Annotated in this window: 15 protein-coding genes and 6 pseudogenes; 8 read left to right on the top strand and 13 right to left on the bottom strand. The window is 63.2% G+C overall.

The annotated features are described in order from the left end of the window. Positions 1–111: 111 nt before the first annotated feature. Positions 112–1134: a succinylglutamate desuccinylase/aspartoacylase family protein gene (locus B4589_RS15435; RefSeq protein ID WP_079232237.1), complete on the bottom strand. Its 1023-nt coding sequence runs from the start codon at positions 1132–1134 to the stop codon at positions 112–114. 132 nt (positions 1135–1266) lie between these two features. Here B4589_RS15435 and B4589_RS15440 point away from each other — a divergent pair, with 132 nt between their 5' ends. Beyond that, entirely contained in the window at positions 1267–2589 is a 1323-nt protein-coding gene (locus B4589_RS15440) for a RimK/LysX family protein (protein ID WP_079232236.1), read from the top strand. An 11-nt stretch (positions 2590–2600) separates the two neighbouring features. Here B4589_RS15440 and B4589_RS15445 read toward each other — a convergent pair whose 3' ends face one another. The 7 genes and pseudogenes from B4589_RS15445 to B4589_RS15470 form a co-directional block, all read right to left on the bottom strand. Beyond that, on the bottom strand, positions 2601–3656 hold the full coding sequence (locus B4589_RS15445; RefSeq protein WP_079232235.1) for a phosphotransacetylase family protein: 1056 nt from the start codon (positions 3654–3656) through the stop codon (positions 2601–2603). After that, entirely contained in the window at positions 3653–5758 is a 2106-nt protein-coding gene (acs, locus tag B4589_RS15450; RefSeq protein WP_079232234.1) for an acetate--CoA ligase alpha subunit, read from the bottom strand. The genes B4589_RS15445 and acs overlap by 4 nt, the downstream gene beginning before the upstream one ends. A 137-nt stretch (positions 5759–5895) precedes the next feature. Next, positions 5896–6078 (bottom strand): hypothetical protein, encoded by a 183-nt coding sequence (locus tag B4589_RS15455; protein ID WP_143414231.1) that lies wholly within the window; start codon positions 6076–6078, stop codon positions 5896–5898. Between the two features lie 74 nt (positions 6079–6152). After that, a pseudogene (locus B4589_RS18270) lies at positions 6153–6281 on the bottom strand (IS5/IS1182 family transposase); the annotation flags it as partial. Between the two features lie 268 nt (positions 6282–6549). Next, positions 6550–6867 (bottom strand): hypothetical protein, encoded by a 318-nt coding sequence (locus B4589_RS15460; protein WP_079232232.1) that lies wholly within the window; start codon positions 6865–6867, stop codon positions 6550–6552. 294 nt (positions 6868–7161) lie between these two features. Then, complete coding sequence (locus tag B4589_RS15465; RefSeq protein ID WP_079232231.1) at positions 7162–8025, bottom strand: hypothetical protein; 864 nt, start codon at positions 8023–8025, stop codon at positions 7162–7164. A 9-nt stretch (positions 8026–8034) separates the two neighbouring features. Further along, positions 8035–8595: a winged helix-turn-helix domain-containing protein gene (locus B4589_RS15470; RefSeq protein WP_143414230.1), complete on the bottom strand. Its 561-nt coding sequence runs from the start codon at positions 8593–8595 to the stop codon at positions 8035–8037. Positions 8596–8740: 145 nt separating this feature from the next. Between B4589_RS15470 and B4589_RS15475 the strand changes: the two genes are divergently transcribed. Next, positions 8741–9460, top strand: coding sequence for a hypothetical protein (locus tag B4589_RS15475; protein WP_143414229.1), 720 nt, complete (start codon positions 8741–8743; stop codon positions 9458–9460). Between the two features lie 796 nt (positions 9461–10256). Here the strand turns inward: B4589_RS15475 and B4589_RS15480 are convergent. Beyond that, positions 10257–11528 carry an RNA-guided endonuclease TnpB family protein gene (locus B4589_RS15480; RefSeq protein WP_079232228.1) on the bottom strand — a complete coding sequence of 424 codons (1272 nt, stop codon included), beginning with the start codon at positions 11526–11528 and terminating at the stop codon, positions 10257–10259. 233 nt (positions 11529–11761) lie between these two features. Between B4589_RS15480 and B4589_RS15485 the strand changes: the two genes are divergently transcribed. From B4589_RS15485 to B4589_RS18275, 5 genes and pseudogenes are all read left to right on the top strand, one after another. Continuing rightward, positions 11762–12670: an ADP-ribosylglycohydrolase family protein gene (locus B4589_RS15485; RefSeq protein WP_079232227.1), complete on the top strand. Its 909-nt coding sequence runs from the start codon at positions 11762–11764 to the stop codon at positions 12668–12670. Next, positions 12670–14478 carry a HEAT repeat domain-containing protein gene (locus B4589_RS15490; RefSeq protein ID WP_079232226.1) on the top strand — a complete coding sequence of 603 codons (1809 nt, stop codon included), beginning with the start codon at positions 12670–12672 and terminating at the stop codon, positions 14476–14478. The genes B4589_RS15485 and B4589_RS15490 overlap by 1 nt, the downstream gene beginning before the upstream one ends. A 687-nt stretch (positions 14479–15165) precedes the next feature. Next, positions 15166–16512, top strand: coding sequence for an orc1/cdc6 family replication initiation protein (locus tag B4589_RS15495; protein ID WP_079232225.1), 1347 nt, complete (start codon positions 15166–15168; stop codon positions 16510–16512). Positions 16513–16942: 430 nt separating this feature from the next. Beyond that, positions 16943–17533 (top strand): Rrf2 family transcriptional regulator, encoded by a 591-nt coding sequence (locus B4589_RS15500; RefSeq protein ID WP_079232371.1) that lies wholly within the window; start codon positions 16943–16945, stop codon positions 17531–17533. 3 nt (positions 17534–17536) lie between these two features. Continuing rightward, positions 17537–17830, top strand: a pseudogene (locus tag B4589_RS18275) (hypothetical protein); the annotation flags it as partial. On the opposite strand, the pseudogene B4589_RS18280 reads toward B4589_RS18275, so the two are convergent. From B4589_RS18280 to B4589_RS15515, 4 genes and pseudogenes are all read right to left on the bottom strand, one after another. Further along, positions 17781–18062 (bottom strand): annotated as a pseudogene (locus B4589_RS18280) (hypothetical protein); the annotation flags it as partial. The pseudogenes B4589_RS18275 and B4589_RS18280 sit on opposite strands and share 50 nt — an antisense overlap. Further along, positions 18056–18436, bottom strand: a pseudogene (locus tag B4589_RS15505) (biotin carboxylase N-terminal domain-containing protein); the annotation flags it as partial. The pseudogenes B4589_RS18280 and B4589_RS15505, both read right to left, overlap by 7 nt. Continuing rightward, a pseudogene (locus B4589_RS15510) lies at positions 18436–19598 on the bottom strand (acyl-CoA dehydrogenase family protein). The pseudogenes B4589_RS15510 and B4589_RS15505, both read right to left, overlap by 1 nt. Positions 19599–19625: 27 nt before the next feature. Next, positions 19626–21308 (bottom strand): acyl-CoA synthetase, encoded by a 1683-nt coding sequence (locus B4589_RS15515; protein WP_079232224.1) that lies wholly within the window; start codon positions 21306–21308, stop codon positions 19626–19628. Between the two features lie 94 nt (positions 21309–21402). Here B4589_RS15515 and B4589_RS15520 point away from each other — a divergent pair. Beyond that, positions 21403–21606, top strand: a pseudogene (locus B4589_RS15520) (aldehyde ferredoxin oxidoreductase N-terminal domain-containing protein); the annotation flags it as partial. Positions 21607–21754 lie beyond the last annotated feature (148 nt).

A 21754-nucleotide genomic window follows, 5' to 3' on the forward strand; every position in this document is an offset into this window, starting at 1 on the left:
GTATCCGGGGACGCGCCGGCGCCCGGCCGTCCACCGGGTTCGAGCGGCGCGAGCCCCGGTCGTCCCGGCCGGGGGCGAGCCCCGCTTATCCTGGCCGTAGGCGGGGCCTGCTCATCCCGGCCGTTCGGGCATCGTCCCCGTCCGCTCGCGCTCGTAGGCGCGCCGCGTCGGTTCGTCCAGCTCCACGAGATGGATCAGCGGGTTCCCGGGGTAGACGACGGGGTTCTCCAGTTTCCCGACGAGCAGGCCCGTAAAGGGGGCGTCGACGTCGACGACGTCGGTTTTGAACGGGCTCGAGATGCTACAGACGGCGTCGCCCTCGTGAACCAGCTCGCCGCGGTCGTAATGCATCTCCACGAGGCCGCCGTCGTCGGCCCGGATCCACGTCTTCTGGTCGCTCGTGACGATCGTCCGCCAGCCCGGCCGGTTCACGGGCTCGGCCGGGTAGACGCCGTACTCCGCGAGCACGCTCGCGACGCCGTCCAGCGCCCGATCGATGAGCCGCCGCTGGAACCGGTGGGCCTCCCCCATCTCGACGGTGACCGTGGGAACGCCGGCGGCCGTCGCCTCGTGGCGCAGCGTCCCCGACGCCCCCTCGCCGTCGATGATCACGTTCGAGCCGAACGCCCGCGCGAGCCGCGGGACGTCGTCGGCGGCCATGTCCGCGCGGACGTGGAGCATGTTCGTGCGGCCGCGGGTGGAGGTGTGGAAGTCGAGCCCGAGATCGCAGGGCGCGACGAAGTTCCGGAATATCTCGTCGGCCATCCGCTTCGAGCTCGTCGAGTCGGCGTTCCCGGGGAACGACCGGTTGAGGTCGCGGTCGTAGACGGGGAGGTAGCGCTGCTGGGTGACGAACCCGGGAACGTTCAGCACGGGCAGACAGACCAGCGTTCCGTGGAGGTTCGTGTGGTCCCACTCGTGGGCGACCTCGCGCACGACCTCGATCCCGTTCAGCTCGTCGCCGTGAGAGGCTGCGGAGAGGAACACCGTCGGCCCCTCGTGCTCCCCGTTGACGATGGAGACGGGGATACGGACGGGGTCGCCGAGATACGTCTCGCTGATGCTGTACCGGACGTCCGCGCGCTCCCCCGGATCGACCCGACCGCCGTTGTACGTGAACGCCCCGTCGGTCATTGCTGCCCGCTTGGCGGGGGGCGTATAAATCAGGGCCGCCCGAGAGAGTGGGTGAGCGACCCGTGCGACCGACGTGTCACGCTGCCGGCCTCATCGGCACGGTTTAGTCGCTATCGGCCGAAAACCACGCCAATGGACGACTCTGTCTCGGTGGGCGTACTCAGCCTCCACAACAGCAAGGAGACGAAAGCGATCCTGAACGCGGTGGAGGCGCTCGGCCACACGGGCGTCTGGCTGCGGGAGGAGAACCTCTGTGTGGAGATCGAGGACGGGACGGCGACGCTCGACCCGAACGTCGACGTGATCGCGAACCGGCTCCTGCTCTCGAAAACCGAACACCCCGCGGAGCTGCTCGGGCTGGCGCTGTCGCTGAGCCGCCTTCGGCCGATGCTGAACCGGCCGCGGAACGTTCTCACCGCGTTTCACAAGTTCGCGACCGCGACCGCGCTCGTGGACACCGAGGTCAGCCTGCCGGACGCGACGCTCGCGCTCGACGCCGACCGGCTGAACCGGGAGAAAGGGAAGTTCGGCGACGAAGTCGTCTACAAGACCGCGATCGGTACCCACGGCGGCGGCACGTGGAAGATCGGCGCCGGCGAGCAGGTCAACCCCCGGATCGGCGAGCGGTACGCGTTCCTCCAGCAGCTGATCGAACGGGACAGCGACCGCCACCAGGACATCCGCGTGTACGTCGTCGACGGCGAGATCGTCGGGACGATGCGGCGGTTCGCGCCGGAGAACGACTGGCGGACGAACGTCGCGCTCGGCGGCTCCGTCGAGGCCGTCGACGACCTTCCCGATGCGGCGGCGGGGATGGCGCTGGAAGCGGCCGACATCGTCGGGCTGGACTACGCGGGCATCGATCTCGTGGAGGGCGAGGAGGGGTGGCACCTCCTCGAAGTCAACCCGACTGCCGGATTCAAGGGGCTGTTCAAGGCGACCGGCGTGAGCCCGGCGCCACGCATCGCGAAGCTCGCCATCGAGACCGCGGGCGGCGAGGTGGACGACGACCACGTCGCGGAACTCGCGACGGCGCTCGACGACTCGACGCCGGAGACCGTGGGCACCGAACCCGAGCGACAGCCCGAGGAAACCACGACGATCGGCTACACGGAGGACGTGCTCGTCTCCGGCACCAGCGGCACCGAGCGCGTCGTCGCGAAATCCGACACGGGCGCCGCGCGGACGAGCATCGACACGCGGCTGGCGGCGGAGATCGGCGCCGGCCCGATCAAGTCGATGACGAAAGTCCGCTCCGGGAGCGTGAAATCCGGGAAGGCGCGGCCGGTCGTCGACATCGTCGTCGGCGTCGGCGGGGACCGCCACACCGTCGCCGCGTCGCTGGAGGACCGCGGCCACATGGACTACCAGCTGCTGCTCGGTCGGGACATCCTCCAGCACTACCGGGTGGACGTCCGGCGGCGGTCGGACGTCGATCAGTCGAGCGAGGAGTAGCGCGGGACGAGTTAGTCCAGGATGGCATCCACGTCGGCGTGGGCGTGGAGCAGCTCCTGCATCCGCTCGACGGTCGCCGCGTCGCGCACGCGCCCGCCGTGGATCAGGGACTCGATCCGCTCGATCGTCGTGATCGTGTCCGTCTGGACGGTCACCACCGGCATCCCCTGCTGTTCGGCCTCGCCGAGGATCGCCCCCGAGGGCCGATGTCCGCCGGTGAGGACGAGACAGTTGACGCCGGGGGCGTCAAGCGCCGCAGCTTGCACGTCCGCCCGGTCGCCGCCGGTGATGACGGCGGCGTCCTTCGTCCGGCGGAAGTGGCTGAGCGCGCTCTCGCCGCTCATCGCCCCGACGAGCACGCGCTCGATCAGGGCGTCGGTCGCGGCGTCGGTGAGCGACTCCGCGCCGAGTTCGTTCGTGAGATCCGCCACCGTGACGCCGGCCATCTCGCGCGCCCACGGGACGACGCCCAGCACGGGGACGCCGCGGGACTCGAGGAACGGGACCACCTCGGTTTCGACCTCGTCGTACGCCGCACTGGAGACGGCGTTGAACACGACGCCGAGACAGCGGTCACCGAGGTTCTCGGCGGCCGTGAGGATCCGGTCGACGTCGCGGGGCTCCTCGTACCGGGCGACGAGCAGCGCGCGGGCGTCCAGTAGCTCGGCGATGTCGGCGTCCGTGAGGTCGATGGCCGCGCCCGTGTCGGGGTCGCCAGCGCCCTCGAGGATCATCGTGTCCGTCCCCTCGGCGAGCCCGTCGAACGCCTCCCGGACGCGCTCGCGGAGCGCGGCCGTGTCCTCCTCGCCCCGGATGGCGCCCTTGACGAACGTCGGGGAGTAGACGACGGGTTCCATCTCGTGCATCTCCGCGTCGAGATCCAGCAGCTCCCGCGCGAGCATCGGGTCGGCGTCGAGCGTCTTCCCGACGTTGCTCTGCAGGCGGGTACCCTTCGGTTTCATGTAGCCGACCGCCGCGCCGCGGTCGGCGGCCAGCCGCGCGAGCGCGAGCGCGACGGCGGTTTTGCCGGTGCCTTCGTCGGTCGAGGTTACGAGTAGCGAGGTCATAGCTGGTCTGGGTCGATGGTCAGTCGCACGTCGAGGGCTTGCACGCCGTCGGCGGTGGCGAGCAGCGGGTTCACGTCGAGTTCGAGGATGGCGTCGAAGTCGGTCACCAGTTGGCTCAGCCGCCCGATCGCCTCCCGGATCGCCGCCTCGTCGGCCGACTGCCGGCCGCGAGCCCCGCGGAGCAGCGGTGCCGAGTCGAGTTCGTCCACCATCTCGCCGGCCTCCCGGTCGGAGACGGGCGCGATGCGGACGCTGGTGTCCTCCAGCACTTCCACGAAGATACCGCCGAGGCCGAACAACAGCAGCGGGCCGAACTGCGGGTCGCGGTTCATCCCGAGGATGGTCTCCGTGCCCGCCTCGGTGTCGACCATCTCCTGCACCTGCACGCCGAGCAGCGTCGCGTCCGGCTGGTAGTTGCGGGCCCGCGTGACGAGCGTCTCGTAGGTGTCCGCGACGTCCGCCTGGGCGACGCCGACGGCCACGCCGCCGATGTCGGACTTGTGGAGGATGTCCGGGCTGACGATCTTCATCACTACGTCGCCCGCGATGGATTCGGCCGCCGACTCGGCGGCCGCGGGGTCGTCGACGATCGCCGAGTCGGGCGTGGGCAGCCCGTACGCGTCGAGCAGGTCCATCGCCTCCACGCCGAGCCGCGTCGCCCCCCGGTCGGCGGCGTCGGTGAGGATCTCGCGGGCGCGCTCCTCGTCGACGTCGAACGACGCCGGCGCCTCGTACGTCCGCGACTCCACGTCCCGCTGGACCGCGAGCGCGTCGAGACTGTCCACGGCCCGGGCCGGATCGAAGTAGTTCGGGATGCCCGCCTCGCCGAGGATCTCCGCCGCGGGCTCGGCGCGCTGCCCGCCCATCAAGCACGCGACGATGGGCTTGTCGTGGTCGGCCTGTCGCTCGGCGATCGCCGCCGCCAGTTCCTCGTAGTCAACGACCGCCGTGGGCGCGGAGATGACGATCGCACAGCCGACGTTCTCGTCGGCGAGTACGGCGTCGAGTGCGGTCTCGAACCGCTCGATGTCGGCGTCGCCGATCACGTCGACGGGGTTGTAGATGTTCGCCTCCTCCGGCATCGTTTCCTCCAGCGTTGAGAGCGTCCCGTCGGTGAACGACGCCATCCCGAGCCGCGAGTCGCCGACGGCGTCGGTCGCCATCACGCCCGGGCCGCCCGCGTTCGTGACGACGCCGACCCGATCGGACTCGGGCATCGGCAGGCCGTCGAGCGAGCGCGCGTAGTCGAACAGCTCCTGGACGTTCTCCGCGCGGACGACGCCCGCCTGCTCGAACGCCGCCTCGTAGGCCGCCTCGCTCCCGGCGATCGTGCCCGTGTGTGAGGACGCGGCCTCCGCGCCCGCCTCGGTCCGGCCGGACTTGACGACCACGACGGGCGTGTCCCGTGTCACCTCGCGGGCCGTGTCGATGAACTCGCGGCCGTCCTCGACGCCCTCGAGGTAGCCGAGGATCACGTTCGTCGCCGGATCGTCCTGCCAGTGGGCGAGGAAGTCCGACTCGTCCAGCACGGCCTTGTTGCCCAGCGAGACGACGTCCTTGAACCCGATCCCCTGATCGTTCGCCCAGTCCAGCACGGCCGTGATGAACGCGCCGGACTGGCTCATAAAGGACAGCGACCCCGGGAGCGCGTTCGACGGGCCGAACGTGGCGTTGAGGTTCGCCGGCGTCGAGAGCACGCCCAGCGAGTTCGGCCCGACCAGCGCGAGGTCGTACTCCGCGGCGACGGCGCGGAGCTCCTGTTCGCGCTGTGCGCCCTCGGGCCCGGTCTCGCTGAACCCCGCCGTGACGACGACGACGTTCGTCACCCCCGCCTCGCCGGCCTCCCGGACGGCGTCGACCGCGATCGACGGCGGTACCACGACCACCGCGAGGTCGACCTCCCCCGGGACCGAGGCGACGTCCGGGTAGCACTGCCGCCCGAACACGGTGTCGCGACTCGGGTTCACGGGGACGACCTCGCCCGTGAAGTCGTCGAGGTTCCGGACGATGGCGGCCCCGATCGAGCCCGAGCGCTCCGTCGCGCCGATCACGGCGACGCGCTCGGGCGCGAACAGGCCACCAGTGTCTGCCTCCGAGTTCACGTCGTCCCCTCACACACCGTCAGCGCTTAAAACCGAGGCCGGGATCCCGGTGTAGTGTTTAGACAAACTGCATTATAGTCACCACCTCAGCTGGCGTTCGATCATCTAGTGATTGATGCGGCCGGTGGCGATATAAATCATATATTTATATATTCATAACCCCAGAATATAATTTGACCAATGCTAAATGGGATGACCACTCTCCCCGACGTTTGATTTCCAGCCATAGCATCATAAAGAAGAATTGCGCCTAATATGAGTGACATCGCTACAAATGCATATCCTGCCGCAAAAACCTGCTCATCAGTGGTATTCTCCATATGTGTGAATGACATTATTAACACATATATTTTCTCTTCTATCTGCTCTATTGAATCCGCGGAAGGCGTAGCGATCACTCCTTGGTGGCTTGTTCAAGGTTGTAGACGACGGCGGTAAGTACCAATTCGCGGAACTGGCGGTACCAGACGCCCGGCCCGACAGCGGACCCGTATCGGCGCTTGATGACCGAAGACGCTGTCTCTGAGCGCGCCGTGGTCGCCGTGATCGCAGGCGGTCGCAGATCGGTCAAACAGTTGGCGCCAGACACGGGTGGCAACGCAAGTCGAGAAACTGCCGACGGGTGGTTACGAGCGTTCGCCTTCGCATGGAATCAGCTTATCTGAACACTACCGGATCCTGGCGCTCGGGAGTCGGCCGGCGCCGAGGTCGTGCGTGAGTACGGCGAGGGAGCACGCGGGGCAGTCGACCGACGAACGATATCGCGGAGCAGCTGGTACGGTTTCGGCGGCTCAGTCGGTCCGACAGCGCCCGTCCCGTCCGGCCTGACTCTGGACGAGCCAGCCCCCCTCCATCGCAGCCTCGCGGGTGGTGTAGACGACCTTCGTTTCCTCGCCGATCTCGTCGCCGTCGACCGACTCCACCCTGAACGGGATATCCATCGAGTCGCCACAGCAGCCGACGTCGACGAACTCCTCGAACTCCGCCCCCTCGACGGGGTCGACGACCTTGCGCAGGTAGTTCCGGTAGCGGTCGGTCTCGATCTGGTCGCGGCCCCACTCCGACAGCTCCTCGGGGTACGAGAGGACGATTCGGCTGGCGACAGTCATGGGTGGACGTAGCAGGTCGAGCGGCAAAGACGTTCGGCCGACCACGGTTAACCAACAGCACCGCGTTTTTCGTGGAAAGTGTTGGTTAACGTCTCCACCGTGGATCCTGAGGACGGGAGTAGTGCTCAGGCAATCCGGTGACACCCCTCTATCGATGTGTATCAGGATACGTGACCGGAGACAGAACACACCCCTATCGATGTGTTTTCAGGGATTGTCTTCACGTCAATAGGCGGATTCAGGAGCTTGTTCAGGTGTAGGGGATGATCCGTGGGTGAAGACCGCGGCCTGGCCTTACAACGCTTCAAGTTCGTCGATCGTTCGATCGGTACACATCCCTTCGATAGTCAGTCGGAGGAGCGATCCGAGCCGACCGGTTTCCGTATACCGCGGAGTGTTCAGATTACCGGCCCTTCGCGGTGAGCCGATATCCCGGATTGCGCGTTGTTTCGCCGATCCCTCCGCACCCTCTTCATCACGATCAACGACGCCAAAGACTCTGCCCCCTCTCTCTTTTACAAGGGAAAAACAGGGGATGTCCGAAATCCCGTCCCCGATGTAAATCATGTTCTCGAACGGGATTCGTCTGTCCTCAGTGTTCACCTTCGCATTTGGCGCGTACGGGTTTTCTCTGGTCTCGTCCGGGGTGATACCCTTATTGATCTCGTAGAGGTATCGGGTTTTGTCTGTAAATGAGATCGGTCGTTGGATGTCTTGGATAACGTCCGAAGAGTCTGTTCCTACCCGTGAGGCGTATACTGCTTCACACCGATCTGCGATGTCCATCCCTTTGATTATCGACTCGAGACCTTCCGAGAGGACGTAGTACTCAATCGAGATGTCGTCGTATTCGTTTGCGATTGCATCGATGTCATCAAAGAATCCTGGCAGACCAGGATAGAGGCTCTCCGTGAGGCCACCTCCAAATGTTTCGAGGTCTCCTTTCGTAAGTTCGCCAAGCGGTTGGTCTGGCCCGACCTTTTCGAGCAAAAGCGAGAGGTATGCGACCGTTGGGTCATACCCCTCCGAGATACGGGATTGAAACTCTGTGAACCAGAATTCCTCTGGGTCTACTCCGTGTTCCTCAAGCAGTTGTGTTGTTGAATCAGGAGCGAGTGTGTCGTCGAAGTCGAATATGAGTCCGATGGTGGTAGTCATCGCTTCAAGTCACTCCTGACCAGCTATTCGCTGGAACTCCCGCCGTTTTTCCCGCAATCCATTCCGATGTTCATCGAGTGATTCGACATCCTCTCCACTTACGACAATTACCCGTCGTCGATCTCCACTTTCCGGCATCGTCTCGTTTAGTTCGGGATCAGCGAGCATCTCGAAACGGTTCTCATGTTCTTGACCACCGACCACATGCTCGATATCGCTCGCGATTTCCTGTTTCCCGAGGGTCGTGATACGGTAGTAGGTTTTTCGACCGTCGGCATCTTCCGGGGCTGGGATTTTGGCGATAAGATTCGTCTCAAGCAGATCGTTCAGATGGTGCTGCAAGTCGTTACTGTCTCGCCCGGTTTCCGTGGCAAGACGTGCTCTCGATACCTGCCCGTATTCATACAGCAAGTACAGAATACTGTATCGCGTCGGCTCTGCGAGCGCCTTTTTTCGATCGATATGTGCCTTTAGCGAGTCAATTTTCCCACCGAATACTCGCTTCTCAACATATTGGACCACATCACCATCATCCAATTCACTGAATAGATTTGATTCTCTTGCGCTCATGCGAACAGGTGAGGGTTTGTCGGCCTGCCTGATTAGGTTAACGGTTGTTCACAGAGTTAGCTAATGAATTACTTTCGGCATCTCTGCGGGTTCTGGTGCTTTTTTCTGTCACCATCTGTTTGGATTCTCACAAGGAGAGACTCGTATGACTGAACGCGACTATGGATTCACCTATGCTGGGGAGCCCGTCTTCTCACATGTCAGGCGAGATATCCCCGAACCACCTGAACCAGTGCTTGATGATGAGTTCTACGTATTCGTGATGGGACCCTATACCGCATTTGACGCAGAATACGCCTATCCCGACGGAGATGAGCTTCAGTCAGCGTTTATGGATGATCCGCTGTTTGATCAATCAAAGCACGTCACGGCAGATGGCCGTGGGAGCTTTCAAATGGCGCTTGAAGACTTCTGTGAATCACTTCGTAAGGAGCTCGGTGTTCACGCGTTTCTTGCCACTGACGTCGATATCCCGACCGACACGGAGGCAGATGATGGGGAAGAGTCGATGTCTGTTCTCGATCAATCGATCGCCTTCGCTGCAGTAAGTGATGCGGTTATGTTTATCTTTTCAGATGCAGGTCTGACAACGGGTGTCGGCTCAGAGATCGGTGCCATACTCGGGGAATTCCATCTCCGAAAAGGGAACGATGAGCCCATCCGAAAGCCGCGGGAGCGCTTCAGGGTTTTTGATACAGAGTCATTTTCCAGCGCGAGCATCGATGAAGTCCCGTTCACATACGGAATCGATGCAGTAGGTTTCGAGACCAAAGCTGACCTGGTCGACAAGACTCAGGACTTCCTCACCAACCTCGAGCGGGATGATCCCGACCGAGTGCTCCGGATCTTCAATCCCTATTCCTGACGCGTCGGTGGCCTCCTGAGTATCGGCTCTCCGGTCAACCCACGGCACTCAGCTGAAACCGCTCTCGCGCTCACGGAAATTCGGCAGTTGCGGCAGTTCCTGGCGACGAAAATGCTTTCGACCCTCTATCTGGCCGTGCCGGCGGGGCTCGTCGATGAGGCGGCCGAATCTCCTCGAAGAGTAGGCGCGTGTAATGCGATACCGCCAGAAGCTCTGAGCTAACGATGCACAACCGATATTCCGACTTGAGTACCTACCGCCGACCGGCAAGGCCGTTCTCGACGAGATCGCCAATCGGCTCGACGAGTTGGCCCTCAGAAGCGAGCGTTCCGCGACGATGTGAGTGATCTGTTAACTAATAATAAGAGCGATGATCAGATGAGTTGGTTAAAACCGGTGTTGCTTCTCGCAGCGGTGCCGCCAGCGTGGCGTCGACGACCTGCCAGTCAGCATCGACCTGTTCGATCAGGTTGGACTGGGCTAGTTCGTCACGGGGTCGACACATCATCTGTCGACTCAAGGGGTCCGCGCATGCTGCATCATCGTTCGGAGGTCTGTTACGGGAGGCCTGTTACGGACGGAGGGGCCCGTGGGTCCGCTGAGGGACTCTGGAGTTGCTGTTCACGGATCCGTTTGTCGGCGCTCGAAACAGTCGTCGATCCGCGTTGTCGGATGGCTGATCTCACAGACCGAACAGTAGCACATCGAGTTGTCCGGGGGACGGGGGTACGTCCAATTTGACATCCTCCCCGCGCTGAAGCGCGAGGATTCCCGACCGCCGTTGGGATATTGTGGTTTACGACGTGACCTGTTCTTGAGGTGCGAACGCACCAGTTTCCTTGTCAAACAAGAACGTCGATGGCTGTGCCAACCAGCCGTTACTCCTATCCTGTGACGGACTCGGAGATACTTTCTGCCGAATGTTCTCAGCACCGTTCACATCCGCGTTCGCCACCGTCCCACACTCATCACAGACGTACAACCCGCGTTCAACACGGTTCGATTTCTGCTTGCGCCCACAGCACGAACACGACTTCGATGTATCCCGTTCGGATACCTGTTCGACTGTGATGCCCTCCATCTCAGCCTTGTATTCGAGGAGGTCAGTGAAGCGGTCGAACGCCCACGAGTGCAGGTCGAGGTTTCCGTGCTTACCCCAGTTCTTCGACTCGCTGTTCTCCTCGTCTTCGCGGATACCGGAGAGGTCGCCAACCACAATCGTCCCAACTTCTTCGTCAACACACCGCCGGATGATGTGTTTTGAGAGGGTGTGGAAGTAGTGGGTGCGGCGGGCCGATTTCTTCTGGTTCAACCGTGTGGCCTGCTCGGAGTCCGAGTCATCACAGCGAGCGATGCGTTTGCTGAAGTAGTAGTCGTCCTGCTTCAGGCAGTTGAGCGGATACAGTTCGCTGTGGCCATCTTCGTAGGCGAGTGCGGCGAAGTTGTTGATGCCGAGATCAACACCCACCGTCTTCTCACCCGGTGCTTCAGAAACCTCGATTTCGACCTTGCACACGAAGTGCAACTCCCACTCGTCACCAGCCCAGACCGCTCGAACCTGTTGGACGCTCTCCACGGTGGAGAAGTCAACGTCGGGCCGAGTCTGATACTCACAGAGGATGAAGTCCGACCAATACTCCTTGAGGTTCGAGCCTTTGCTGAGTCGGACGCGGTTGTACTCGGTGTCGAGTTTGAAGCCAGCAGCTTTGAACGTAACCGTGCTTCGGGGGTGGTCGTCGCCGTGTTTGCGGTACTTCGGTGGGTTTGCTCTCGTGTCTCCGTTGCGTCGTTTACCGTACCAGCCGGTGAACGCCTCAGCGAGTTCTTGAAGGACTCGCTGACTTGACTGAGAATGCAGGTCATCATAGCGTTCGTGTGACTTGAGGTACGCGGTGAGTTCGTTGTGACTGGGGATGTGGCCGATTTCGCTCCACACGCGGTCGCAGACCCACCGTCCGACGTTCCAGAGTTTCGATGCGGCGAACCCAAGCGAATCGAGGTCGTCTGACACTTGTGGCTGATTCCGAATGGAAGCAGTGTAGGTGCGTGTGACGACCTGTTTCGCCATACATAATCTATGTAGGCAAATATACATGAAAGTACGGAATACTCAGCGTGGAAGATCCTGCCGTTCCATCGAACGGTGGACTGTGAAGGGTAGTGTCGGATTCATCCCCGCCCTGATGGGCGGAGCTTTCTCCTCGTTCTTCCGTAAGCTGCCGTTCTCCCAACGGCGCCGCTAGCGGGGCGGGACGATGTATGACCCACACACTTTCCTCGCGGCCGGCTAACGAGACAGCCATGGATCCGGATCGGGCGAGCGGCGTGCTGTTGGGGCTGGCGTGTGGCGACGCGCTCGGGCGACCGGTCGAGTTCTCCGCCGCCGACGAGATCACTGCTGCACACGGTCGACTCACCGAGATGGTCGGGCACGGAACGTGGAACCAGCCGGCGGGGACGATCACCGACGACACGGCGCAAGCGCTGTGTATCGCCCGAAGCGTCGTCGACGAGCAGGCGTTCGATCCCGCGGACGTCGCCGACCGGTTCGTGGCGTGGTACAACACCAACCCGTTCGACATCGGCGTGATGACGCGGCGGGCGCTCAGCCGCCTCGAGAGCGGTGAGCCGTGGGACGAGGCAGGGCGGGCGGTCTGGGAGTCGAGTCCTGAGGGGCAGAACGCCGGGAACGGGAGCGTGATGCGGTGTCCGCCGCTCGCCGTCGCGTTCGCGGAGAGCCCCGAAGAACTGGCCGCAGTGAGCCGGGACTCCTCGCGGATCACGCACGCCGACCCGCGCTGTACGGAGGGGTGTGCAGTGCTGAACCTCACGATCGCCGGTCTGCTCCAGGATGTCGATCGACCGCTACAGAACGCGCTGGAAACTCTCCGCCCGGCCGTCCCCGACGAACTCGACGGCGCGCTCCGGCCCATCGCGCGCGGTGAGCCGTCGGGGTCGCTGAAAACCTCCGGCTACGTCGTGCACTCGCTGCAGACGGCACTCCACGACGGGCTGCGTGCGGAGTCGGCCGAGGAGGCGATCGCGACGGCCGTCAACCGCGGCGGCGACACGGACACCATCGGGGCGATCGCCGGCGCCGTCGCGGGTGCGCGGTTCGGGGCGGACGAACTCCCCGACCGCTGGCTGGCCGCGATCGAGGAGACGGCGGAGCTATGGTCGCTCGCCGACCGGCTCGTCGAGGTGGCCTGATGCTGGTGTTCGCGTTCGACCGCGACTGGACCGTCGACGTCAACCCCCACCCCAACCGCGAGGCGGTGCCGCTGGAGTGGGTCCGCCACCTCGCTCACGAGACGCCACACGCCGTGTACGCGATCGGGAACCAGTCGCTCGCCGAGGAGGCGGCGATCCCGGGTGTCGTCGACGTCGTCGGGCGACATTCGGACGAATGGGACGAGTGGCTGGGGGAGAAACAGCCGGACGGTCGGTACGAACGGTTCCCCGAGCGCCGTGAACGGCTCGCGTTGATCGCCGACCTCCACCCCGACGCCGAGGGGTACGTCGTCGTCGACGATCTCGACCTGAGCGACGTCGATAGCTGGGAACACTACCACGCGTGGGAGTTCGTCCCCGCCGTCGAAGCCGGCGACGTCCACCCGGAGCTCCCGTGGGCGCGAGAGCCGCGGCCCGACGGTGGTCGATCGCAGGGGCCCGACGAGAGCCGACCGTCGAGTGCAGGGATCATGCCCACCGACGCGTCGCACCTCTCGTCGTTCCTGGAGGAGCACTCGGACGCGCCGGGGTTCGAACTGACGTACGCCGAGGACGGAACGGAACGGACCGAACTCCTCCACGATCTGTCGGTCGTTCAGCGGTCGGTCGACCGCCCGTCGGCTGCCCCCGCCGCCGAGTGTACGCCGGTCTCGCCGGCGCAGGACGCCTTCACGGTCCGGATCGACGACATCGGGATGCTCTCGATCGCGGAGCCACCCGTCGAACTGTACACGGGGAGTGCGGAAACGCCCGAGGAGACCGCCGTCGGGCTCCGTCGGCTGGCGAGTGTGAACCCCGAGGCAGTGCGCGTTCCTTCGATCCTCGCGCTGCTCGATACTGCCCACGACGACACGAGCGCTGGCGGCGACACACGGGACCGTGCCGCACTCGACGCGCTCCGGCAGGTCGCGAGGGTTCGACCCGCGGACTGCATGCCGGCGATCCCGATCCTCCGCTCGCTGCTCGGCGACGCTGATCCGCAGGTACAGGTCGGGGTGCTGGCGACGCTGTACCACCTCGGCCGGCACGACGCGGCGGCGATCGCCCCCCTGACCGACGAGATCAGCACCGCGCTGGCGTCGTCGAACGATCGGGTTCGCGGGCGAGCGGCGCGCTGCATGGCCGAGATCGCGGCCGACCACCCCGCGGACGCTGTCGACGCCGTCCCGTCGCTCGCAGCGGTTATCGGGGACGACCTCGACGACGCACGGTACGCGGTGTTCGCGCTGTCCCGCGTCGCGGACGCCTACCCGGACGAGGTGAAACCCGTGGTGTCGACGCTGGCCGAGACGGCGGTCGACGACGCGGTCGCCGATCAGATCCGGCTGAACGCCACTGCGGGCCTCGGGCGTGTCGTCGGGGAATACCCCAGCGTGGGGGTGGATCTCGTCGACGAGCTGATCGCACTCCTCGACACGGAGAACGGGAAACTCCGCAACAACGCGATCGGCGTGATCGGTGACGTCGCCCTCGTCCACACCGACGTCGTCGAGCCGTACACCGAGAAGATCGCACCGCTGCTGTCCGAAGACGACGAGTTCGCCCGCGTCAACGCCAGCGGCGCACTCAGCCGGGTCGCGGAGGACTTCCCCGATTCGGTTGCCCACCTGACGCCGACGTTCGTGGCCCTGCTCGACGCGGAGAGCGCACTCGTCCGGGAGAACGCCTGCTGGGCGCTCGGCCACCTCGGCGCCGCGGAAGCGAGATCGGCGCTCGCGGCGCGCGCGGCTGAAGACGACGATCCGGCCGTCAGGGAGCGCGCCTCGTGGGCGCTGGATCAGATTTGATCGCTCGCCGTGGCGGCCGACTGCTTGTCGTGGTGGGTGGACGAGAACCCCCACACCCCGTGTGCGAAATGAAATCGGGAAGAAGGTGGGAGGGGTGTGCGGCGGGACTGACGGTTAGCAGCCGAAAACACTCGATATCGGAGGAAAATCGGGATGAAAGGCCGGAATCCCGATATGTACTGTCCGAAAGGAAGTTTTATCTGAGTGGTATGGTAACTGTGTCCGTAGCCTCTCCACAGTCGATCGAAACGAAACAGTCTGTTTCGTAACACGATCGACTCAGTCAGCCAGCCTCCAGTTCGTGTAGTGACGCTGTTCGACCCAGTATCGTCGTCCCCAGCCGTTCGATCGACTGTTCTCGGGTCCATTTCCCTATCTTCGAGCCTCCACCTTCTCGCTGATTTCATATCGCACACGGGGTGTGAGGGTCACCGCCCTTCGACTGTGGCGTATCGAGCACGGCGCACGAACGATTTCGTCGACGATCGCGTACGTTCACTCGCTGACGGCCACTCGGTGATTTCATATCGCACACGGGGAGGGTGGGTCGCCCAATTGATCTCGCCCACGGTGTTCGAAAATTCCTCATCTCCCCACTCAATATGGCCTGTACCTCCTGAATTACCCGGATTTAACCTCGCACACGGTAACCATACCTATTTATAGCTCCGACGTTTGGCCGCTACCATGCCCGACGGCGACGATCAACAGACCCTCTCCCAGTCGATCAAAGGCCGCCTACAGGAGGGGGGGCAGAACTCCGTGTTTCGAGACAAGGGGCTTCTCGATCCCGACGCCGTCATCGACGAAGATCGCATCGTCGGCCGTGACGAACAGCTCGAGGACATCATCACCTACCTTCGTCCGGCACTCCAGGGGAACCGCCCACCGAACATGCTGCTGTACGGGCCGTCCGGAACGGGGAAGTCGCTGATTATCAACGCCGTCTGTCAGCAGGTGCTGGAGCTCGCGAAGTCCCAAGGCGACCGTTACGGCGTGATCAAGATCAACTGCCAGACGATCAAGTCCCACGACCGTGCCGTCTACCGGCTCGCGAGAAACGCCGCCGACGAGGCCGGCGTCGATGTCGGCGTTCCCCAGAGCGGGGTGTCCACCGATCAGAAGCTCAACCGCTTCTACGAGATCCTGAACGACGACTTCGACTCGGTCATCGTCATCCTCGACGAAGTCGACCTTCTGGTGGGGCGGCAGCGAGATCCGAACGACGAGCCGGCGTACTCGAAACTCCTCTATCAGCTCTCGCGTGCCTCACAGCTCGGCCGTATCGACGTGCAGATCTCCGTCGCTGCACTCACGAACGACCCGCGATTCATGGAGGAGCTCGACGGCCGAGCGGAGAGTTCGTTCAACCCGCAGGACGTGGTGTTCCCCGACTACGACGCGAACCAGCTCCAGTCGATCCTCGATCGCCGACGCGACGCCTACCAGGACGGCGTGCTCGAGGACGGCATCATCCCGCTCAGCTCGGCGTTCGCTGCACAGGACCATGGCGACGCGCGGAAAGCGATCGACCTGTTCCGGAAAGCGGGCGAGATCGCGGATCGGCGGGGTGAGGACACTGTGTGCGAAGCACACGTTCGGGATGCACAGGAGGAGGCCGAACGCGACCGCACGCTGACGCAGATGCAGGGGCTCTCGACGCAGAAGAAGCTCTCACTGTACGCGACCGCGATCGTCCCGGTGTACGCGAAACGAAGTTTGAACGCCGTCCCCAGCACTGTCGCGTATCGCGTCTACCAGTACCTGACCGACGTGCTGGATGCCGACGAGAAGTCACGGGACTCCTACCTGCGGTATATGAGCGAGGCCGAGACCTACAACTTCGTGACGTCGGAGAAACGGGGCCGCGGCTACGGGAGCGGCGTCCACAAGGAGTACACGTTCGTCGACGACCCCGAGGTCGTCGCCGGGACGCTCCGGACCGACATTCGGCTCGACGAAGCCGATCACGAGGAGGATCTCCTCGAGTCCGTGGTCAACACACAGGTCGACGATTTCCTCGCTGGCAAGTGATCGGCGGAGCCGTCTTCGGAGGCGGTGGTCTCCGACGGCAGTTTCATTTCGCACACGGGGTGTCGCCCCCAAACCTATCACCTGATTCACCTCTCACACGGGGTTGTCCCCCGATCACGGAAATCATCTCGCACACGGGGGGTGGCCGACACCGACGTCATCCCGTTCCGTCGGGACGGCGCCGTCAGCGGTTGCTTCCCACTCCAGGACGCGACCGTCGTCGATAAGCTATGGCGTGTTGTCTCCGAATTTCACCGTATGAGTCTCACGGATGCCTTCTGGCATTTTTTGGCCTCTTGTTTGTCTTCTCTTACTTCAGGAACGATTTCGGAGCTCGCCCGACTGGTTCTGCCGGTGGTCTTCCCTCTCCTGATAGAGGGATATAGAACTTTACCAAAGAACTATACTACTCTAAACCGTGCGTTTCCACATGAACGACCAAAGCCCACCAGAGGAGTTTGCAGATGTCAATGAGGCGGTCGGAGAGGAATGGGAATCTGAAACGACGCCCTACGAACGCATTCGACACGTCGTTTCACATACGTACAGTCCTGTTTCAGCCGATGCGGTAGCTGACGATGCACGGACCACTCCGAAGACCGCTCGAAAGCACCTGAACACACTCGCGGATGAAGGATTTGTCGAGACGACTCCTGGCGAGCACGGTAGCACACTCTATCACCGCTCGCCCGAATCGCTCGTCGTCGAACAGGCTGCCGACATCCTTGACAACGTCTCGACTGACGAACTCGTCGCGCGAATCCAGGAGATGCGTGAGCAGCTCACCGAGTACCGGTCCGAATTCGGGGTCGACTCACCCGAAGAGTTGGCTGTCAACCAGACGAATCAGGCTCTCGCCGAGTCCGGATCCCCACAGGACGAGATTGATCCAGCGACGATTCGTGAGTGGAAGACGCTCCGTCGGAATCTCGCATTCGCGAACGCTGCCCTCTCGATCGGCAACGCCGAGAAGTTCGTCGACAGCGACCATCGCTCGACCGACGACAGCGTCCCTGCCTGAGCAATGCAGGATTCTCCTGCCCAAGCGGAACCCCATACTCTTCGTGGGGCTACGGATCGTCCGGCGCTGCTGACGATTCGTGATGTCGTTGAGGAGATGGAACCCCTTGCGACAGCCGAACTCGACGACTATCTCCATCCATCCGTCCTTGAAGTCACGCTTGCCGATGGGCTATGTGCGGCCGACGAGGCCCGGATTGACATCCAGTGGACGACCCAAGATGATTACAAGTTCCATTACACGGATAGGAACGCGGTGAATCTTCGCTGGGGAAAGCACCCACACGCAGGAGACTACACTGGATCGACTTGTTCACTGCCGTCGGGAGATCACAGACCGCGCCGTAGTGCTGGTACGCGGTAAATCCGCGTGCGACGTGGATTCGATCGAGCAATCGTTGACTGGGCGCGATCTGAGCGAGTGTCGTCGTCGTCGCGTGTCCGTTTGCGTCGACCCAGAAGGCGGGCCCGTCGTGCAGGAGGAGATGGTCGAGCACGAGCGACTGCAGGATCGGGACGCCGCGGCCTCCTGCATGACGGTGCGGGCTTTCGTCTTCTCTCCCAGAGTCTCCATCGCATCGCTGGGCGGGCCGACCCACGTGATACCGTCGGCGGCGTTGACCCGCGCAGCGAACTCAGCGTTTTCCGCGAGGAAGCCGTAGCCGGGGTGGATTGCGTCGGCTTCGGCCCGCTGGGCGACGTCGACAATCTCTGCCTGATCGAGGTACGACTCGCTCGCGGGTGCCGGGCCGACGTTGTACGCCTCGTCGGCGTAGTCAACGTGACCGGCCGACCGGTCGGCGTCGCTGTAGACGGCGACCGTCTCGATACCTAACTCTTCGCATGCCGCCATCACGCGGACCGCGATTTCGCCGCGATTGGCGACAAGAACTTTCTCGAACATTAGTAGGACTTGGGGAAGCCGAGTTGCTGACTGATGTGGTTGTACGCCATCTGCTGGGAGACCGGGGCCAGACGCGTGAGGTTAATCTCGCGCCACCACCGCTCAACGTCGTACTCCTTGGCGTACCCCCAGCCACCGAAAGCCTGCATCGACTGCCCGCCTCGATGCCGGCGCTGACGGCTGTGGCCTTCGCCACGTTGGTCCCGTAGCCACACTCCTCGCCCTGGTCGTAGAGCCAGGACGCCTTTTCACGCATCAGCGCCGCCGTCTCCATGCGCGCGTAGGCCTGCGTGATCGGGAACGATACGGCCTGGTGGCTGCCGATCGGTGCGTCGAACACCTCCCGGTCGTTGGCGTACTCGATGGCGGTGTCCGCGGCCAGTTTGCCGATGCCAGTTCCTGCGGCCGAGAAGCCGATTCGTTCCGGGTTCAGCATGTCAACCAGTGCCCACCACCCCTCGTCTGCCTCGCCCAGTAGGTTCTCCTCGGGGACGCGGACGTCCTCGATGAAGACCTCACAGGACTTCGAGTAGTTGATGCCGTGTTTGTCGATGGGCGCGACGTCGATCCCGGGGTCGTCTATGTCGACGATGAACAAGCTGATCCCGTCGGTGCCGCGGTCCACGTCCTCACGTGGCGTCGTGCGCGTGACGAGGATCATGTTGTCGGCCCGGTCCGAGAACGTGGTCCACGCTTTCTGTCCGTTGAGAACGTACTCGTCGCCATCCTTCTCGGCGCGGGTCGCGACGTTCAGTGTGTTCGTCCCGGCCTCAGGTTCAGTGATGCCGATCGAGAAGTTGCGCTCGCCGTTGGCGATGTCGGGCAGGTAGGTCTCCTTCTGTTCCTCGGTGCCGTTCTCGCGAATGCCGACGGCAGCCATCCCCGCGGTCAGCACCAAGTACCAGGTGCCGGCCATGCCACAGCCCTCGGCACAGAGGGTCTCCATGGCCAGTCCCATCTCCTGCATTCCCATGCCGGCCCCCTCGTACTCCTCGGGGACCAGCAGGCCGTGGAAGCCGGCCTCCGCCAGTTCGTCCCAGAACCCCTGGGCGAACTCCCCGGCCTCCTCTTTCTCGCGCCAGTACTCCGGTCCGTACTCGGCCGCCACGTCCGCCGCGGTCGACCGAATCATCGAACGTTCTACCGTGGAATCGAAGTTCATTGGTGAATGGTCCCTCGCCGCCGCTCGTCAGGCCTCGACGTCCGCTTCTTCCTCGGCCTCGTCCTGGAGTTCCGTCCGGCGGATCTTGCCCGTGACCGTTTTGGGCAACTCCTCGCGGAATTCGATTTCGCGCGGGTACTCGTGGGCCGAGAGCTCCTCTTTCACGTAGGTCTGGATGTCCTCCCTGAGACTCTCGGACGGCTCAGCGCTCTCGCTCGGCACGACGTAGGCCTTGACGATGTTCCCTCGTTCATCGTGGGGTTTGGGGACGACAGCTGCCTCCGCGACGGCGTCGTGTTCGCCCAGCGAACTCTCGACCTCGAAGGGGCCGATCCGGTAGCCCGACGAGAGGATCACGTCGTCGGCCCGCCCCTCGAACCAGAAGTAGCCGTCCTCGTCCTTGTGTGCGAGGTCCCCTGAAAGGTACCACTCGCCGTCGGGCCCGTCAACGAAGGCTTTCATGGTCTTCTCGGGTTTGTTCCAGAATTCGGCGAAGAAACACGGGTAGTCGCCACGCTGGGCGATCTCGCCGGTCTCGCCGGGCTCCATGACCTCGCCCGTCTCGGGGTCGACGATGTCGGCCTCGATGCCGGGCAGTGGTTTGCCCATCGAGCCGGGCCGGAGTTCCATCGTCGGGTAGTTGTTGATGATCATGTTGCCGGTCTCGGTCTGCCCGTACGTATCGAGGATGGTGACGCCGAGTTCGTCTTCACCCCACTCGACGACGCCGGCACTGAGCGGTTCGCCGATCGAGAGCGCGTGTCGGAGGTCCAGATCAACGTCGTCGAGGACCGCCTCGTTTTCTCGGAGCATCCGGTAGGCCGTCGGGACTGAGAACAGAACGTTGATCGGGTACTCGTCAAGCAGGTCGGCCCACTCCTCGGGATCGAACTCGCCCTCGTAAGTGAAAAGCGAGGTACCCCAGAACCATGCTCCGAGCGTGTTGATCGCACCCGTTAGCCAGCCCAGGTCGCCGGTCGACCAGTAGAGGTCACCGCCTTGGAGGTCGACGGCGTACTTCTGAGTTGCCGCAACGCCGGCCACCCAGCGTTGTTTGTGAAGGACACCCTTTGCGAGCCCGGTCGTCCCGGACGTGTAGTACAGCAAGGCGTCGTCTTCGCCGGCAGTCTCGGCTACCTCGTACTCTGTACTTGCCTCGTCCAGCGCGGTGTTGAAGACCACGTCGTCGGTGGGTGCGCCACCGCCACGGTCGACGGTGATCACATGTTCGACCGACGGCGCGTCGTCCAGTGCGTCTTCGACCGTATCACGATTGTCCGTCGTAGTGACGAGGACCTTGGCGTCGCAGTCGTCCAGGCGGTAAGAGATTCCGTCGGGACCGAACCGTTCGTTGACGCTTCCCCAGACGGCGCCGTGTTTGAGCGTCCCGACTAGCGCCACGTAGTGTTCGGGGATCCGGGGCATGTACGAGAAGACCCGGTCGCCCTGCTCGACGCCGAGATCCTCAAGGACGTGGGCGAACTGGCTCGACCGGTCGGCGAGTTCCCAGAAGGTCATCGTCGTCAGTTCCCCGTCGGTCCCGACCTGATAGAGCGCGACCTGTCCTCGGTCGGTCGCGTGGCGGTCGGCGACCTCGTGTCCGATGTTCAGTTCGGACGGTGCGTCCCAGTCCGCCTCAGCGTAGATGTCGTCCCACGAGAACTCGTCGCGCGCCGTGTCGTAATCAGCAAGGTTGTGGCTAGTTACCATACACCGTTTTATCACAGGTTCCCCATATAATAGTATTGTTTATTCTATTCAACTAAATATAATTTATTTATATAATATGTATAATAATTAGATCATTAAACTCCAGTATCGCGTAAACAGAGATCATGTCGCGCGCGTTGATTTGAGCGCGGGCGACGTACAATACGAGGGTATCGACGAGGAGGGCGCGAAGAAGTACATCGGCGCGCGCGGACTCGGCGTCAAGTACGTCTTCGACCAGGGCCCCGACGTGGATCCCCTGGGCGAGGACAACTTGCCCGCGTTCGTCAGCGACCCACCCCTGAAGGGGTGGGCTTCCGCGCTGCTCCGCTGTGAACGACGGCGCGACACCCGTCGCGCACGAACCAGCGCAGTTCATCGACTCACATCCGCTAGATGTCGTCGAGCGGAGACTCAGTTCGCTTCGAGATGCGGTCCTCGCAGTC

Origin of the sequence: Halolamina sp. CBA1230 (genome assembly GCF_002025255.2) — an archaeon.
In the GTDB taxonomy this organism is placed as follows: Archaea; Halobacteriota; Halobacteria; order Halobacteriales; family Haloferacaceae; genus Halolamina.

What these genes read in the sequence shown, in the direction of transcription:
- B4589_RS15500 (WP_079232371.1), top strand. Translation starts at nt 16,943, where the DNA reads ATGAACGACCAAAGCCCACCAGAGGAGTTTGCAGATGTCAATGAGGCG.
- B4589_RS15455 (WP_143414231.1), bottom strand. Translation starts at nt 6,078, where the DNA reads ATGGAGAATACCACTGATGAGCAGGTTTTTGCGGCAGGATATGCATTT.
- B4589_RS15470 (WP_143414230.1), bottom strand. Translation starts at nt 8,595, where the DNA reads ATGAGCGCAAGAGAATCAAATCTATTCAGTGAATTGGATGATGGTGAT.
- B4589_RS15435 (WP_079232237.1), bottom strand. Translation starts at nt 1,134, where the DNA reads ATGACCGACGGGGCGTTCACGTACAACGGCGGTCGGGTCGATCCGGGG.
- B4589_RS15490 (WP_079232226.1), top strand. Translation starts at nt 12,670, where the DNA reads ATGCTGGTGTTCGCGTTCGACCGCGACTGGACCGTCGACGTCAACCCC.
- B4589_RS15445 (WP_079232235.1), bottom strand. Translation starts at nt 3,656, where the DNA reads ATGACCTCGCTACTCGTAACCTCGACCGACGAAGGCACCGGCAAAACC.
- B4589_RS15475 (WP_143414229.1), top strand. Translation starts at nt 8,741, where the DNA reads ATGACTGAACGCGACTATGGATTCACCTATGCTGGGGAGCCCGTCTTC.
- B4589_RS15465 (WP_079232231.1), bottom strand. Translation starts at nt 8,025, where the DNA reads ATGACTACCACCATCGGACTCATATTCGACTTCGACGACACACTCGCT.
- B4589_RS15480 (WP_079232228.1), bottom strand. Translation starts at nt 11,528, where the DNA reads ATGGCGAAACAGGTCGTCACACGCACCTACACTGCTTCCATTCGGAAT.
- B4589_RS15515 (WP_079232224.1), bottom strand. Translation starts at nt 21,308, where the DNA reads ATGGTAACTAGCCACAACCTTGCTGATTACGACACGGCGCGCGACGAG.
- B4589_RS15440 (WP_079232236.1), top strand. Translation starts at nt 1,267, where the DNA reads ATGGACGACTCTGTCTCGGTGGGCGTACTCAGCCTCCACAACAGCAAG.
- B4589_RS15485 (WP_079232227.1), top strand. Translation starts at nt 11,762, where the DNA reads ATGGATCCGGATCGGGCGAGCGGCGTGCTGTTGGGGCTGGCGTGTGGC.
- B4589_RS15460 (WP_079232232.1), bottom strand. Translation starts at nt 6,867, where the DNA reads ATGACTGTCGCCAGCCGAATCGTCCTCTCGTACCCCGAGGAGCTGTCG.
- B4589_RS15495 (WP_079232225.1), top strand. Translation starts at nt 15,166, where the DNA reads ATGCCCGACGGCGACGATCAACAGACCCTCTCCCAGTCGATCAAAGGC.